This is a genomic window from Rhizobium sp. KDH_Rht_773_N (genome assembly GCF_052946295.1).
This window is the reverse complement of record NZ_CM129525.1, coordinates 2,630,496-2,645,483: the sequence shown is the minus strand read 5'-3', so window position 1 is coordinate 2,645,483 and position 14,988 is coordinate 2,630,496. Positions and strand designations below refer to the sequence as shown.

Annotated in this window: 17 protein-coding genes; 10 read left to right on the top strand and 7 right to left on the bottom strand. The window is 60.5% G+C overall.

Going from position 1 to position 14,988, the window contains the following annotated elements; genetic code table 11:
• Window positions 1–6 precede the first annotated feature (6 nt).
• The 3 genes from tolR to ybgC all read right to left on the bottom strand — a co-directional run bounded on the left by tolR (window position 7) and on the right by ybgC (window position 2,048).
• Entirely contained in the window at window positions 7–462 is a 456-nt protein-coding gene (gene tolR / locus ACU8HS_RS13170) for a protein TolR (protein ID WP_112563973.1), read from the bottom strand.
• Window positions 463–476: 14 nt separating this feature from the next.
• Window positions 477–1,196 carry a protein TolQ gene (tolQ, locus tag ACU8HS_RS13165; protein WP_112563971.1) on the bottom strand — a complete coding sequence of 240 codons (720 nt, stop codon included), beginning with the start codon at window positions 1,194–1,196 and terminating at the stop codon, window positions 477–479.
• 402 nt (window positions 1,197–1,598) lie between these two features.
• Window positions 1,599–2,048 (bottom strand): tol-pal system-associated acyl-CoA thioesterase, encoded by a 450-nt coding sequence (gene ybgC, locus ACU8HS_RS13160; protein ID WP_112703648.1) that lies wholly within the window; start codon window positions 2,046–2,048, stop codon window positions 1,599–1,601.
• A 119-nt stretch (window positions 2,049–2,167) separates the two neighbouring features.
• On the opposite strand from ybgC, the gene ACU8HS_RS13155 reads away from it, so the two are divergent.
• The 4 genes from ACU8HS_RS13155 (at window position 2,168) to ACU8HS_RS13140 (ending at window position 6,022) form a co-directional block, all read left to right on the top strand.
• Window positions 2,168–3,388: an NAD-dependent epimerase/dehydratase family protein gene (locus tag ACU8HS_RS13155; protein WP_112563967.1), complete on the top strand. Its 1,221-nt coding sequence runs from the start codon at window positions 2,168–2,170 to the stop codon at window positions 3,386–3,388.
• Window positions 3,389–3,455: 67 nt separating this feature from the next.
• Complete coding sequence (locus ACU8HS_RS13150; RefSeq protein ID WP_447014529.1) at window positions 3,456–4,280, top strand: glycosyltransferase; 825 nt, start codon at window positions 3,456–3,458, stop codon at window positions 4,278–4,280.
• Window positions 4,277–5,191: an NAD-dependent epimerase/dehydratase family protein gene (locus ACU8HS_RS13145; protein ID WP_113500030.1), complete on the top strand. Its 915-nt coding sequence runs from the start codon at window positions 4,277–4,279 to the stop codon at window positions 5,189–5,191. Before ACU8HS_RS13150 ends, ACU8HS_RS13145 begins: the two co-directional genes overlap by 4 nt.
• Window positions 5,192–5,230: 39 nt before the next feature.
• On the top strand, window positions 5,231–6,022 hold the full coding sequence (locus ACU8HS_RS13140) for a hypothetical protein (protein ID WP_112753237.1): 792 nt from the start codon (window positions 5,231–5,233) through the stop codon (window positions 6,020–6,022).
• Window positions 6,023–6,299: 277 nt separating this feature from the next.
• On the opposite strand, the gene ACU8HS_RS13135 is transcribed toward ACU8HS_RS13140, so the two are convergent.
• Window positions 6,300–7,334: an IS110 family transposase gene (locus tag ACU8HS_RS13135; RefSeq protein WP_447014528.1), complete on the bottom strand. Its 1,035-nt coding sequence runs from the start codon at window positions 7,332–7,334 to the stop codon at window positions 6,300–6,302.
• 139 nt (window positions 7,335–7,473) lie between these two features.
• On the opposite strand from ACU8HS_RS13135, the gene ACU8HS_RS13130 reads away from it, so the two are divergent.
• Window positions 7,474–8,231, top strand: a protein-coding gene (locus tag ACU8HS_RS13130) for an IS5 family transposase (RefSeq protein WP_112757072.1) whose coding sequence is annotated in 2 segments (ribosomal slippage) — window positions 7,474–7,816 and window positions 7,816–8,231 — 759 coding nt in all. Because the reading frame shifts where the segments join, the coding sequence is not laid out codon by codon here.
• 13 nt (window positions 8,232–8,244) lie between these two features.
• Here the strand turns inward: ACU8HS_RS13130 and ACU8HS_RS13125 are convergent.
• A complete protein-coding gene (locus ACU8HS_RS13125) occupies window positions 8,245–9,312 on the bottom strand; it encodes an FUSC family protein (RefSeq protein WP_447014527.1) in 1,068 nt (355 codons plus the stop codon).
• Between ACU8HS_RS13125 and ACU8HS_RS13120 the strand changes: the two genes are divergently transcribed.
• The 4 genes from ACU8HS_RS13120 to ACU8HS_RS13105 all read left to right on the top strand — a co-directional run bounded on the left by ACU8HS_RS13120 (window position 9,296) and on the right by ACU8HS_RS13105 (window position 12,361).
• Complete coding sequence (locus ACU8HS_RS13120; protein WP_447014526.1) at window positions 9,296–9,832, top strand: MarR family winged helix-turn-helix transcriptional regulator; 537 nt, start codon at window positions 9,296–9,298, stop codon at window positions 9,830–9,832. The two genes, ACU8HS_RS13125 and ACU8HS_RS13120, sit on opposite strands and share 17 nt — an antisense overlap.
• A 67-nt stretch (window positions 9,833–9,899) precedes the next feature.
• On the top strand, window positions 9,900–10,487 hold the full coding sequence (locus tag ACU8HS_RS13115; protein WP_447015905.1) for a 5-formyltetrahydrofolate cyclo-ligase: 588 nt from the start codon (window positions 9,900–9,902) through the stop codon (window positions 10,485–10,487).
• Between the two features lie 3 nt (window positions 10,488–10,490).
• A complete protein-coding gene (locus ACU8HS_RS13110) occupies window positions 10,491–11,315 on the top strand; it encodes a TIGR00282 family metallophosphoesterase (protein WP_112563956.1) in 825 nt (274 codons plus the stop codon).
• Window positions 11,316–11,515: 200 nt separating this feature from the next.
• Window positions 11,516–12,361 (top strand): MBL fold metallo-hydrolase, encoded by an 846-nt coding sequence (locus ACU8HS_RS13105; RefSeq protein ID WP_447014525.1) that lies wholly within the window; start codon window positions 11,516–11,518, stop codon window positions 12,359–12,361.
• A gap of 14 nt (window positions 12,362–12,375) precedes the next feature.
• Here the strand turns inward: ACU8HS_RS13105 and ACU8HS_RS13100 are convergent, their stop codons facing one another.
• On the bottom strand, window positions 12,376–12,879 hold the full coding sequence (locus tag ACU8HS_RS13100) for a pyridoxamine 5'-phosphate oxidase family protein (protein WP_447014524.1): 504 nt from the start codon (window positions 12,877–12,879) through the stop codon (window positions 12,376–12,378).
• A gap of 173 nt (window positions 12,880–13,052) precedes the next feature.
• On the opposite strand from ACU8HS_RS13100, the gene ACU8HS_RS13095 reads away from it, so the two are divergent.
• Window positions 13,053–13,799: a YebC/PmpR family DNA-binding transcriptional regulator gene (locus ACU8HS_RS13095; RefSeq protein ID WP_112703656.1), complete on the top strand. Its 747-nt coding sequence runs from the start codon at window positions 13,053–13,055 to the stop codon at window positions 13,797–13,799.
• A 117-nt stretch (window positions 13,800–13,916) separates the two neighbouring features.
• Here ACU8HS_RS13095 and ACU8HS_RS13090 read toward each other — a convergent pair whose 3' ends face one another.
• Complete coding sequence (locus ACU8HS_RS13090) at window positions 13,917–14,918, bottom strand: LLM class flavin-dependent oxidoreductase (RefSeq protein ID WP_447014523.1); 1,002 nt, start codon at window positions 14,916–14,918, stop codon at window positions 13,917–13,919.
• Window positions 14,919–14,988: the final 70 nt, after the last annotated feature.

The window sequence follows — 14,988 nt, the reverse complement described above, 5'->3', positions numbered from 1 at the left end:
TGAGCGTTACTGGTCCTTCTTCTGCTGCGTCACGAGGCCGATATTCTTGAAGCCCGCGCCCTGGATGCGGGCCATGACGTCGGCGATCACGCCGTAAGGCGCCGTCGCATCGCCGCGCACGAAGATGCGCTCGTTATAGCCGGTGGTGGCGATCGCCTCGAGCTTTGCCGCAATCTCTTCGGCCGGGATCGGCGTTTCCTGCAGATAGACTTCGCCGCTGTTCTTGACCGAAATCGTGATCGGCTGCGTCTCGGAATTCAGTGCCTTGGCCTGCGTTTCCGGCAGGTCGATCGGCACGCCGACCGTCATCATCGGCGCCGCCACCATGAAGATGATGAGCAGCACGAGCATGACGTCGACCAGCGGCGTCACGTTGATTTCGGAGATTACTCCCTTGCTGCGGCCACCGCGGCGGCGGCGTCCGCCGCCTCCTCCGCTATTGCCTCCTACAGCCATACCCATGGTCGTCTACTCCGTTACTGCGCGGCCTGGCGCGGCTGCAGCTTCTCGTCGATCTGGCGCGAAAGGATGGCGGAGAATTCGTCCGCAAAGCCTTCCATGCGCGCCGAGAGCTTGCCGGCGTCGGCGGAGAACTTGTTGTAGGCGATAACCGCCGGAATAGCGGCGACGAGGCCGATGGCGGTCGCCAGAAGCGCTTCCGCGATACCGGGTGCGACGACCGCAAGGTTGGTCGACTTCGAACCGGCGATTGCCTGGAACGAGGTCATGATACCGACGACCGTGCCGAAGAGGCCGATGAACGGGCCGGCCGAGCCGATCGTTGCAAGCGAGCCGAGGCGGGCCGAGAGATATTCGGATTCACGGGCAAGCGTTACGTCCATGGCGCGGTCGATACGCATCTGCAGGCCGATCGGCGACCGCGCGCCGCGCTCGAAGGATTTCTTCCATTCGCGCATCGCTGCAACGAAGATCGCCGCAAGGCCGGTATTGTTGCGCTCCGAAAGCGTCCGGTAGAGCTCTTCCAGCGACTGGCCCGACCAGAAGACCTGCTCGAACTTGTCGAACTGGCGGCGGGCACGGCCGTAAGCCAGATATTTGTCGATGACGATCGCCCAGGTCCATACCGAGGCGGCGATGAGGCCGAGCATGACCAGCTTGACGACAAGACCAGCCTGCATGAAAAGCGACCAGAGGCTGACGTCGGTCGTGGCTGCTGCCAATCCTACTTGTTCCATAGATCCAAAATCCCCGAATCCAAACGCCCGGCGCTTGACCGGGCGGCACAAAGTGATCTCGCAAGAATGTCTGGCGGCCGCCGCCCAAAGCCCTGGTCAAGCTTCCAAGCTCTTCTTCCGCCTTCTTGCCGTCAAATTTGGTCAAAGGAAGGCGTGCGTCGCACAAACTCCGACTCCGCGAGTAAGACACCATTATGGTTAATAGATCGTTAGTGCCGGACTATGACAGCGGGAATGTCGCGGGAGATTTTGTTCCTGGATTAACTTGACCGGAGAATTGTCCGGTTGCTGAACACAGCGCTCATCTTGCAGCGCGGCAATTCCTTCACACAAAATTCAAGTTTTTACAAGCCCTCGATTCCGCCAGTTTGACGCAGGAAACGGCTGCCCATCCCGATCCTTTCAGCTTTCCGGAATAAGCATCTGCCGCGCCAGGGCCTCCGGCAACCGGCGCGGCCGCCCCTTTGCGTTGATGACGGCGATGATGACCTTTGCCGATATCAGCAGCGTTTCGTCGCGGCGGATCTCCTGGTTGAGCACCATCTTGGCGCCGCCGGCCTTTTCGGTATGGGTCACGACGGTCAGGATATCGTCCATGCGCGCCGGGCTCTTGAAGTCGATCTCCATGCGATGGACAACGAAGACGAGCCCTTCCTCGTCGGCATTGACGAGTTCGCGCTGCTCGACGCCAAGGCAGCGAAGATAGTCCGTGCGGCCGCGTTCGAGGAAATGCAGATAGCGTGCGTGATAGACCAGACCGGAGAAATCCGTATCTTCATAATAGACCCGCTGCACGAGCCGGTGCCCCGCCTCGGTGAGTTCTCCGGAAATAGAAAAGCCGTGTTCCGCCATAATTTTCTCCAAACTTTCCGGCCCTGTTTGACGCAACGCGTCTCGACAGGCAAGCATTGAACAATTGTCATATTTCCTAATTATTCCCGTTAGGAAGCAACCCATGAGGAGCCAGTGGCATGAAGATTGCAGTGATGGGCGGAGACGGATTCATCGGTTGGCCAACCTCGCTGCATCTCTCTGATGCCGGGCATGACGTCCACATCCTCGACAATCTCTCCCGCCGCTGGATCGACACCGAACTCGGCGTCCAGTCGCTGACGCCGATGGATTCCATCCAGGAGCGCACCCGTATCTGGCACGCCGAGACCGGCCGCCGCATCCACTTCAATCTCATCGACCTTGCCCGCGACTACGAACTGCTGAAGAAATGGCTCGCGGAAAACCGGCCGGACGCGATCATCCACTTCGCCGAACAGCGTGCCGCGCCCTATTCGATGAAGAGCGACCGCCACAAGAACTACACCGTCAACAACAACGTCAGCGCCACACATAACCTCCTGAACGCGCTGGTCGAACTGCAGCTCGATGCGCATCTGGTCCATCTCGGCACGATGGGCGTCTATGGCTATTCGACTGTTGGAGCCGCCATCCCCGAAGGTTATCTGCCCGTCGGCATCGAAACGATGGACGGCGAAACGGCCTCCCAGGAAATTCTCTACCCATCCAATCCCGGCTCGATCTACCACATGACCAAATGCCTGGATCAGTTGCTCTTTCAGTTCTATGCCAAGAATGACAGCCTCAGGATCACCGATCTGCATCAGGGCATCGTCTGGGGCACGCACACCGAACAGACGCGCCGTCACCCGCAGCTCATCAACCGTTTCGACTATGATGGCGATTACGGCACGGTCCTGAACCGTTTCCTCATTCAGGCGGCCATCGGTTATCCGCTGACGGTTCATGGCACCGGCGGCCAGACACGCGCCTTCATCCATATCCAGGATTCGGTCCGCTGCATCGAACTGGCGCTGAAGAACCCGCCCGCCCGCGGCTCCCGCGTCGAGATCTTCAACCAGATGACCGAGACCCATCGCGTGCGCGATCTCGCCGAGATGATCGCCAGGATGAGCGGCGCCGAGATCGTCTGGCTGCCCAACCCGCGCAAGGAAGCGGCCGAGAACGATCTCGTCGTCAAAAACGACAAGTTCCTGGGCCTCGGCCTCAATCCGATCACCCTGCAGGCAGGCCTGCTGGACGAAATCGTCGAGGTCGCCAGGAAATTCGCCTACCGCGTCGACCGCTCCCGTGTCCCGGCCGTCTCCGCCTGGACGAAGGATATTGCCGCGACGATCAATCACGACCCGGAAGGCAAGCGGCTGAAGTCCGTATCATGAGTGGCGCTTTCCTTTCGACGTACCGCCCCCGCGGGAGCGAGGCCGTTCAGGAAAGTGCTCCGCATCCATGACCCCCGCCCCGCGTTTCGCCTACGTCACTCTTGTCACCAATGCCGATTACGCCCTGGGTGCCACGGCGTTGGCAAACTCCCTGCGCCGCACGGGCACGGAGGCCGCCATCGTCATCCTGCATACCGGCGGTGTCGTCGCGGCCAGCCTCGCCCCGCTGGAAAGTCTCGGCTGCCGGCTGATCGAAGTCGAGCATCTGCCGCTGTCCGATGCCTTCAACGAGCGCCATGCACGCGGCAGTCTCCACGCAGCCGCCCCTTTCACCAAAGGCCGCAAGCCGGCCTTTCATTCGCCGCTCGATAACTTCTGCAAGCTCCGCCTCTGGCAGCGCGTCGAATATGAGCGTTGCGTTTTCATCGATGCGGACTCGATCGTTCTGAAGAACATCGACAAACTCTTCGACTACCCGGAATTCTCCGCAGCACCGAATGTCTATGAAAGTCTCGCCGACTTCCGCCGCATGAATTCCGGCGTCTTCGTCGCCCGTCCGTCGGAGGAAACCTTCCGGCGCATGCTCGAGCTTCTGGATCAGCCCGCCATTTTCTGGCGGCGCACCGACCAGACCTTCCTCGAGACGTTCTTTCCCGATTGGCACGGCCTGCCGGTCTATTACAACATGCTGCAATATGTCTGGTTCACAATGCCGGCCCTGTGGGATTGGAAGAGCATTTCCATCCTGCACTATCAATATGAAAAACCTTGGGAAAAAGATCATCCCAAGGCGACAAGGCTACAACCCTTGATCGATTTGTGGCACAGTTTCCACACGGGCGGCCCTGTGCCGGAGATCGCATCTCTGGCCAATCCGGATGAGGCGGGATGAAAGTACTGGTATCGGGCGGGACGGGCCTCGTCGGACGTTATATCGTCGAAGAGCTGCTGTCGGCCGGATATCAGGTGATAGTCGGCGGACGGCGCGCACCGCTCCCTCGGTCCTTCTCCCGTCCGGTCGATTTCGCCCCGCTTTCGCTCGATCCGGACGAGGACGCTATCGGCGCCTTCGATGACGCCTATTTCTTCGTGCACGCCGCCTTCAGCCACGTCGAAGGAAAATACCGCGGCGGCGAAGGCAATGACCCGAAGGCGTTCCGCCGCCAGAATCTCGACGGCACGGCAAAGCTCTTCGAAGCGGCAAAGCGCGCCGGCACGCGCCGTTGCATCTTCCTGTCCAGCCGCGCCGCCTATGGCGAACACGCATCGGGCTCCGAACTTTTCGAAACCATGGCCGCAGCACCTGAAACCCTCTACGGCCAGGTCAAGCTCGACGCGGAACGCACGCTCGCCCACCTTTCCGGCCCGGGCTTTGCGGGAGCAAGCCTGCGCTCGACCGGCGTTTATGGCGACCGTTCTCCAAACAAATGGGATCGCCTGATCGACGACTATCTCACCGGCCGACCTGTCCCCGTGCGCGCCGGAACCGAAGTACACGGCCGCGATCTCGGCCGCGCCGTGCGGCTGATGCTGGAAACGGAAAGCGCCCGGATTTCCGGGGAAGTCTTCAACGTCTCGGATATCGCCGTCGACACAAGGGATATTCTTTCACCGATAAAGCATCGCGCCCACTGTCCCTTCCCGCTGCCCGAGGCAGCGGACAAGACGAAGCTTTGTGCCATGAATACAGGCAAGATCCGTGCGCTCGGCTGGAAGCCCGGCGGCATGCCTCTTTTCGAGCAGACGATGGGGCAGTTAGCCGAGAAACAAATGCTTCCCCGGCCCAGTTCCACGCAAGTCTGATCTGGCAAAGTGCGCCCCAAATGTAATCGGGGGTATATTATGCAGATTGCAACCGTTTCGGCATCCACCCTTCTGCGTGGCACTCAACCGGCACAATCCGGCGTTTCGTCCACGGGGGACGAGCCTGACACCGGCGTATTGAAGATCCAGCGGCAATCGCTGGCGCTGGAGCAGGTGCGCAATTCTCTCGCAAGCTCCGCCGACGATGCAAAGAGCCGCGCCCAGCGCAAGCTCGAAGAAGCGAAGCAGGAGCTGCAGGCGCTGAAAACGGCGGGCTTTCCTCCTGAAGTGATTGCGCGTCTTGCCGCCGAACTCGCGCGCAAGGTCGGCGCCGCCGCCTCCGAATTCGCTTCGGCCGTCGCCACTGGCGGTTCCACCGACGCAAGTGCCGCGACCAGCACGGCAGCCGCATCGGCTTCCGCCGCCGCAACGACCGATACCGCCACGAATGCTACGGCCAGCGTTGTCGCAAGCGATGCGGCGGCTTCTACCGAGACGACGCAGGATACAGAAGCGACGACGGAAGCGACCGACGACGGCACGAATGCCGCGGAAACGGATGGTGCGGCCCATGCCCGCAAGGCCTATCAGGAAATCGTCGAAGATGGCCCGAAGTCGTCGGCAATTTCCGCCGATGACCGCAAGACGATGGAAGAGTTCAAATCTATCGTCCGCGAGTTGAAGCAGATTCTCGAAAAGGCGATGCGCGACCTGCGCGAGAAGAACCGCGATGCAGCTTCAGACGCTGCGATCGGTACGGCGCAGTCGGCCGTGACCGGCCTCTCGGCTGCGGTGCCGGCGGCGACCATTCCCTCCAGTATCGTGGTCTAGGATCCATCGACATTCAGGATTCCCATATGTGGAACGGCTCTGCGGTCAAGGTGTTCAATCGTTGATATTCCGAGGGCTGGTGCGCCCATATGTCCGGCCTTTTCGCGCAGCATTGGCTACTGGCCTTGATGACGTTCGCGACTGGAGTGACCTAAACAAATCAGCGAGCTCGAAGCACGTTGGGAATCACGGTCTTGATCCAATCCGGATGTCTTTCCTCGGGGTCATCATTGGTCTTGCACCTTGGCTTCAGCTTGTCAGCAGCGACAAGCGATCTTTAGGCCGCCATTGTTTCGGTCGTGGTGTTGTGGAATTGACCCCCTCTCACTAAAAGAGCCCAAATAATGCGCGCCATCTTGTTGGCCAGCGCAATGGCGGCGACCTTATATGGCCTGCGCTTGAGCAACTCGATCAGCCAAGTTGATGCCTTTGCGCCTCGACGTGCATGCTGGATGACGGCGGACGCCCCTACAACCAACAGAGATCGTAAGACCGGGTTTCCCATTTTCGAGATTCTTCCCAATCTGGTTTTTCCACCTGTGGAATTCGATTTCGGGGTCAGGCCTATCCAAGCTGCAAAATGACGACCAGACTTGAAGGCCCGTGGGTCGGGTACAAATGCCGCAATAGAGTTGGCAGTGATTGGACCCACGCCTGGAATTGAGGTCAGTCGGCTCAATGTCGCATCCTGTCGTGTTTCGCGGACCATGTGCTTCTCCAATTTAACGATCTCTGATGTGTACGCCTCTATCTGATGGGTCAGCGGCAACAGGGCGATGCGGGCCAAAGGTGGCAAGCGGGCATCATCCTCATCACGGACGATTGCGGCGAGGTCGTCGACCTTGCCCACACCTCTGGATATGGTAATGCCCAGCTCGGTAAGATGGCCGCGCAAAGCATTGATCGTTTGGGTGCGCTGCCGAACCAGCAGGTCACGTGCCTTCAAGAGCATAGCCGTGGCTTGTTGGTCGATGGTCTTGTGCGGTACGAAACGCATCGACGGCCGGCCTACAGCTTCGCATATCGCCTCAGCATCTGCCGCGTCATTCTTTCCTCTTTTGACATACGGCTTCACGTAAGCGGGTGGGATCAATCGAACTTCATGTCCGAGAGCCGTGATTTCTCGTGCCCAGTAATGAGCGCCGCCGCACGCCTCCAAACCAACAATGCAGGACCGGACTTTGCCGAAGAACTTTAAAACCTCTGAACGTCGAAGCTGCCTGCGAAGGATGGCGTTTCCTTCGTTATCCACTCCGTGTAACTGAAAGACTTGCTTGGCCGTGTCGAGGCCGATGGTTGCGATCAAAGTCATAACAAGGCTCCATGCTCTTCGCCGAACCACATGCTCGGCACCTGGAATTCAGGATAGGGTGGGAGCAGAGCCGTTCCACAACATCAAATCAGTTGCTGAGTGATTCATAGGCTGCCGTGATGATCACGGAGACCTGTGGATGGCGGCGAAGCGGTATGAACTGAGCGACGGACAGTGGGAGAAGATCGCCTCGTTGCTTCCGGGTAAGGTTGGTGATCCCGGTCGAACCGGTGCGGACAACCGTATTTTTATCAATGGTTGCCTCTGGGTGTTGCGCTCAGGCGCGCACTGGCGTGACTTGCCCGAGCGCTATGGCAAGTGGAAGACGGTGCACAAGCGCTTCAGTCGCTGGTGCCATGCCGGTGTCTGGGAGCGTGTCTTCGAGACGCTGACGGCCGATCGCAACAACCAATACCTGATGATCGACAGCACGATCGTTCGTGCCCATCAGCAGGCGGCCTCCGGAAAAGGGGGGCCAAGGATCAGGCGCTGGGGCGTTCCCGAGGTGGACTGACCACCAAGATTCACATGCTGGCCGATGCGTTGGGCCGACCGCTGCGGTTCATCATAACGGCGGGCCAGGTCGGCGACATCACACAGGCACCTGCACTTCTGGATGGGCAAGCCGCCGAGGCCGTTCTGGCCGACAAAGCCTATGACAGCAACGCCTTGCGCGCGATCATCGCGACCATGGGAGCCGAAGCGGTCATCCCGTCAAATCGAACGCGAAAGATCATCATCGACCATGATGAAGCGATCTACATAAACCGCAACCGCATCGAGCGCTGCTTCGGCTGCATGAAGCACTTTCGCCGTTTCGCAACGCGCTACGAACGCAGAACCATTCACTTCCAAGGCTTCGTCCATCTCGCCGCCGCAATGATGTGGATGGCTTGAATGTCGATCGGTCCTAGGCTCTCGGCGCTGCCGTCTGCGGCAGCAGATAAATGGTCACCTGGTTGACGAGCAGGACGAGGCAGGCCGCAAAGACGGTCGCAAACAGCCTGTCCAGCAGGGCGGAGGCCGGCAGGGCATGATCGGCTGTTCCCATCGCCATCATGAGCAGCGGCGTCGTTACGATCGAATAGGCGAGATAGTTCCTGGCCCGCAGAAAGGGCCTGATACCGCCGAGCACGGCAACAAGAAGCACATCGATCCAGGCGGGCAAGGCAAGGAAAGACAGCAGTCCCGCGCAGCACACGCCGAAAAGGACGCCGATCACTCTTTGCGTCGTCTTGAGCGGCAAACGTTCCGGCCGCCGCTCGATCAGCAGCACCAGCGCCAGCCCCGCCCAATGCACGTCATGACCGGGAAACAACAGGTGGACGAGCGAGACGGCGCCCAGGCAGGAGACCAGCCGGACAGGATATTGCCAGCCAGCCGGCTCCGTCAGCGAGCGCCGCAGCTTCATGAATTTCTGTCGGGCGGTCGGCTTCCTTTCCTCCTCCGCGGCCCCTGCGGCATGGCCGCTTACCTGGGCGACGATGGCAGCCATCCCCATATGCAGGACGACGGCAAAGAGCGCCCCGCCAGTGACGACCGCAAAAATAAGCAGCGGACTTGCCGCCGTTGTCGAAACGATGCCGCCGACCATGACGAGATAGAAGATGAAGCGTATGGAGGCGGCGACCGTTGCGCGATCAAAACCGCCGATGACGCCGGCAAACGCAGCCGTCGCCAAAAGGCCGATCTGCCAGGCTCCCCCGAAACGACCGAATGCGCAGGCAATTCCCGCCGCAAGCATCAAGGTGAGCAAGGCAGCACCCGCGCTCATTGCTTGCGCCTGCAGTCTGCCCTGCGCTACCGTCCCGCTCATCGCCATGCCGCCGATCAGGCCGAGCCCCGTATGATGGCCCCTCGCCGCAAGCAGTGCCGGAACGGCCATGGCAAGCGCCGACACGACGATTTCGATCGCCGTCACTTCCTTTTCAGTCGACCAGCGAAAGGCTCCGGCTACGTGATTGAGTGTCTTTTCCATCAGATGCCCCTCAAGCCCGACGCTGGGCTCGATCGAAATAATACGCAGTGCGTACGATATGTCTAGCAACCGCGATGCGCCTGCGACCCTGATCCTGCGTTCCGTCCTGCTGCTTGGCCGCCGGCTGCGCGCCGCGCGCCCCGATGGCCCGCACAGCCTGTCGACGATCGCGATTCTCGCCACCCTTCACCGCCTGGGGCCGATGCCCGCATGGCGGCTGGCCCTTGAGGAACACCTGCAACCGCAATCGGTCACGCGCATCATCGCGGCCCTTGAACGCGACGGGCTTATCAGCCGCGCGCGCAGCGAAACCGACCGCCGCGAGATCGAACTGTCGATCACACCTCACGGCCGCACGGTACTCTCGCAGGACATCGGCTCCCGCCGCGCCTGGCTGGAAAAAGCGATGGACGACCGCCTGACGCCGGAAGAACGCAAAACACTGATGGAGGCGTCGGAAATCATGCTAAAGCTCGCCGATGCCCATAACGAGGACGAGGCGCAATCGGGCGAGCAATAGACCATTTTCGCCCACCGCAGGCAGTCGCAAGCGATTATCCTCGCCGCACAACGATATTGGATTTGAAATGACACCCAAGGAATTGAAGGCTCAATTGCGCGCCGAGCGTCTGGCGGCCCGGGATGCCATCCCGGCGAATCTTCGTGCAGCCAAGAGCCTCGACATGGCGGCTCACGCCGGCGATGCGGTTGCTTTTGTGCCGGGCACGATCATTTCCGCCTTTTTGCCGATCCGTTCGGAAGCCGATCTGCAGCCGTTGATGGCACGGTGGCGCGGCCGCGGCGCCCGTCTCTGCGTACCGGCAATCATTGGCAGGCAGACCATCGTCTTCCGCGAACTTGTCCACGGCACGGCATTGGTCAGCACCGGTTTCGGCACGGTCGGCCCCAGCGAAGAGGCTGCCGTCCTCGACCCGGAAATCATGCTCGTGCCGCTGTCGGCCTTCGATTCCCGCGGCCACCGGATCGGCTACGGTGCGGGCCATTATGATCGGGCAATCGACCGTGCCAGGCAAAAAGGGCTGTCTCCGAAGCTGATCGGCATTGCATTTGACTGCCAGGAAGTGGCAGAGGTACCCGCTGAGCCGCATGACATAAGCCTGGATGCCATCCTGACGGAAAGCGGCCTGCGCCATTTTACCTCGCGGATTGGATAGGGAATGCGACTGCTATTTCTGGGTGACATGGTCGGCAAGACGGGACGGACGGCGGTCTGGGATCGCCTGCCCGGCCTGGTTTCCGACCTGAAGCTCGACTTCGTCATCGTCAACGGCGAGAATGCCGCCGGCGGCTTCGGCATCACCGAAGACATCTTTCTGGAAACGATCAATGCCGGCGCCGATGTGGTGACGACCGGCAACCATGTCTGGGATCAGAAGGATGCCGTCGCCTTTGCGGGCCGTCACGATCAGTTCCTGCGTCCGGCAAACTACCCGCAGGGAACGCCCGGTCGCGGCTCCGGTCTCTTTTATGCGCGCAACGGTGCGCGCGTGCTCGTCGCCAACATCATGGGCCGCGTCTTCATGCATCCCGAGCTCGACGATCCCTTTAAGGCGGCCGAAACGATCCTCGCCGCCTGCCCGCTGAAGGAGCAGGCCGATGCCATCATCTTCGATTTTCACGCGGAAGCCACCAGCGAGAAGCAGTGCTTCGGCCATTTCGTCGATGGCCGCGCCAGCTTCGTCGTCGGCACGCACACCCATGTCCCGACTGCCGATGCGCAGATATTGAACGGCGGTACCGCCTATATGTCGGATGCCGGCATGTGCGGCGATTACGATTCCTCCCTCGGCATGGACAAGGAAGAGCCGCTCAATCGCTTCATCTCCAAGATGCCGAAGGGCCGCATGGAAGCTGCCACCGGCCCCGCCACCATTTGCGGTGTTGGCGTAGAAATTTCGGATGCGACGGGCCTTGCGGAAAAGATCGCTCCGCTGCGCCTTGGTCCAAGGCTTGCCGAAACGATCCCCGACTTCTGGCGCTAAAGCCTGTCGCGAAAAATTGCGCAGCTGTTCTCGGATGACGACATGCGCAAAAACAAGGACCTGAAGCAGGACAAGCGAATCCTGCAGGTTCGCGACACGCTTTAGCCCATCGCAACACGCAATTGTGAGCATGCTCCGTCTGGACCGCTGCGACGGCATGCCGCATCCTCGCCGCGTCGTGAAAGCGCCGGAGGGGTGGCATGAAGCCGCATCGTCTTGTCCTCGCTATCGCATGCCTCGCGGTATTCACCGCAGCAAATCCTGCCGAAGCCCAGGACGAACGAAGACCTGTCAGCCAGTGCCAGGCCATCGCCCAGAATATCCCGAAGGCAAGCTTCGCCAGCGTCTCGGGTCCGGCACGGGTAATTCCGGCCGTCTCCGAGGGCGAGGACGTCAAATTCACCTATCTCGGCCATTCCACCTTCGAGATCGACACGCCCGGAGGCATTGTCATCGCCACCGATTACAATGGCTGGTACCGGCCGGTCGTGACACCCGACGTCGTGACCATGAACAAGGCGCATTCCACGCATTTCACACTGACGCCCGATCCCGGCATCAAACATGTGCTGCACGGCTGGAGCGATGTGCCCGGTGAAAAGGCAAAGATCAATCTTGTGGTCGGCGATGCCTATATCCGCAATGTCACGACGGATATCCGCTTCAGCTACGGGCTGGGCGGATCGCAGCTCGACGGCAATTCCATCTTCATCTTCGAAATCGCCGGCCTCTGCATCGGCCATCTCGGCCACCTCCACTACGAGCTGACGGATACGCATTATACGGAAATCGGCAGGCTCGACGTGGTCATGGTTCCGGTCGACGGCGGCTTGACCATGGGCGCTGACAGCATGAGCCGCGTCATCAAGCGGCTGCGCTCGTCGCTGATCCTGCCGATGCATCGCCGCGGTCCGCCGGTCAACACTTTCGTCTCGATGTTCGGCAGCGGCTTCGACGTCAATTATGCGCCCGACAACAGCATCACCGTTTCGCTGCGCACGCTGCCGAAGAAGCCGCTGATCTATGTGATGAGAGACGTGCAGTAAAAGGCCCAATCGGCTCATGCGAATTGCAGATGCCGCTTGATGCCGACCTCGGGCATCTTCTCCCTGTCGAAATTGGCCTTGGCGATTTCCCAGCCGAATTTCAGCTTGCTGCCGGTCGAAACCCAAATGTCGGCATCATCGACATGCATGGACAGCATCGTCAGCTTCGGATCCTTCTTGCCCCCGTCGTACCAGGCGGCTACGACAGAGTTCCAGAACTCCTCGATCCTGGCGGGATCCGGACGAACTTCGATCACCCCGGAAAGGCAGGCATGATAATCATGGTCCTTGCCGACGACGCAGAAATGCGCGCGGCTGCCGGGCTTGATCATCTGCACGAGTGCGGCATCCGTCTTGGTGTAAAACCAGATCGTATTGGTGGTCGGATCGACATGCGGAGCCATCGGCTGCATGTGCATGTCGACGCCTGAAAGGCCGAGCATGCCGGCATGGATATCGTTGATCTGGTCCCACAGCTGACGTGCCGGTTGTTCACGGGCTTCGCTGAAGCTTGCCATGGCCGTTCCTTTCCTGCTGGTGTTGTCGGTTGAAAACGTCGCCTCCCACGCTTTGTTCCGCCGTCCCCGATACCGCCAGGGGCAGATCGAAAAGCTGCTTTTTCCTTGAATATCGCCCCTTGCGATCTTATAAGGCGGCCCATTCCGAACAATGAGACGTGAACAGGGGTGCCATGGCTGGCCATTCACAGTTTAAAAACATCATGCACCGCAAAGGCCGTCAGGATGCCGTGCGGTCGAAAATGTTCTCCAAGCTCGCGCGCGAAATCACCGTTGCCGCCAAGGCCGGACTGCCCGACCCGACGATGAACGCCCGCCTGCGCCTGGCGATCCAGAACGCCAAGGCCCAGTCGATGCCGAAAGACAATATCGACCGCGCCATCAAGAAGGCTTCGGGCGCCGACACCGAGAACTATGACGAAGTCCGTTACGAAGGCTACGGCCCGGGCGGCACGGCGATCATCGTCGAGGCCCTGACCGACAACCGCAACCGCACCGCCTCCAACGTCCGCTCGATCTTCACCAAGGCCGGCGGCGCCCTCGGCGAAACCGGTTCCGTCTCCTTCTCCTTCGATCATGTCGGCGAGATCACCTACAAGCTCTCTGCCGGCGATGCCGACAAGGTCATGGAAGCCGCGATCGAAGCTGGTGCCGACGATGTCGAGACCGACGAGGACGGCCACTACATCACCACCGCTTTCGAATCCCTCGGCGAAGTCGCCAAGGCGCTCGAAGCTTCGCTCGGTGAAGCCGAGACGGTGAAGGCGGTCTGGCGCGCGCAGAACAATGTGCCGGTCGACGAAGAAAGAGCCCAGTCGCTGCTGAAGCTGATCGACTCGCTGGAAGACGACGACGACGTTCAGAACGTCTATTCGAACTTCGAAGTCTCCGAGGAAGTCCTGGCCAAGCTCTCGGCCTGAACCCTCCCAAAATATGGAATCGAAAACCCGGCCATTCTGAACTGCCCCCGAAAGTTGGACAGCCAACTTCGGGGTCAGTTCATTCCGCCGGGTTTTGTTTGCCGAGATCTTCCGCGATCAGGCCGCCGCCCGCATGAAACTGCCGAGCCCGGCAAAGAGCTCCACCGATTTCAACCGCGCCTCGATATCGTGGATCGGCATGGAGATGATGACCTCGTCCGCCTGCGTCTCTTTGAGGAATTCGTTGAGCTGGGCTTCGGCCGTGGCCGGCGAACCGACGACGGCGTAGCGCAGCGTATGCTCGACATTCATCTTTTCCATCGGCGACCAGAAAGCATCCATATCCTTGACCGGCCGCGGGAAAGGCCCGCGCACATTGCGCCTGAGATTGACGAACTGCTGCTGGGCCGAGGTGAAGTGATATTGCGCTTCCTCGTCGGTTTCGGAGACAGTGCCCATGACACCGACCATCACATAGGGCTTGTCGAGTTCGGCCGACGGCTGGAACCGGTCGCGGTAGATGGCGATCGCATCGAGCAGCATGTCCGGCGCAAAATGCGAGGCGAAGGCGAAGGGCAGGCCGAGCATGGCCGCAAGCTGGGCGCTGTAGAGGCTGGAGCCGAGCAGCCAGATCGGGATATGCGAATTGTTGCCGGGCACGGCGAGGATCGCCTGGTTGTCGATCGGCGTACCCAGAAGCTGCTGCAACTCCACCACGTCGTTGGGGAAACTGTTTGCGCCGGCATCGAGGTTGCGCCGCAGCGCCTGCGCCGTGCGCATATCCGTTCCCGGCGCACGGCCGAGACCGAGATCGACGCGGCCCGGAAACAGCGCTTCCAGCGTGCCGAACTGTTCGGCGATGACGAGCGGCGCGTGGTTCGGCAGCATGACGCCGCCCGAACCGATCCGGATCGTCTTCGTCACCGCCCCGATCTGCCCGAGGATGACCGAGGTCGCCGCACTCGCAACACCCGGCATGCCGTGATGTTCCGCCATCCAGAAACGCGTATAGCCGAATTCCTCGGCCTTCTGCGCCATGCGCTTGGAGGCTTCGAAGGACTGGCCGATGGTCGTGCCTTCGGCCACGGGGGAAAGATCAAGAATGGAAAAGGGAACCATGGAAACCTGCCGCGCAAGAATGGGAGTGCGGTCTATGTAGGTTCTCGGCAGCGCTATTCCAAATCGCGGA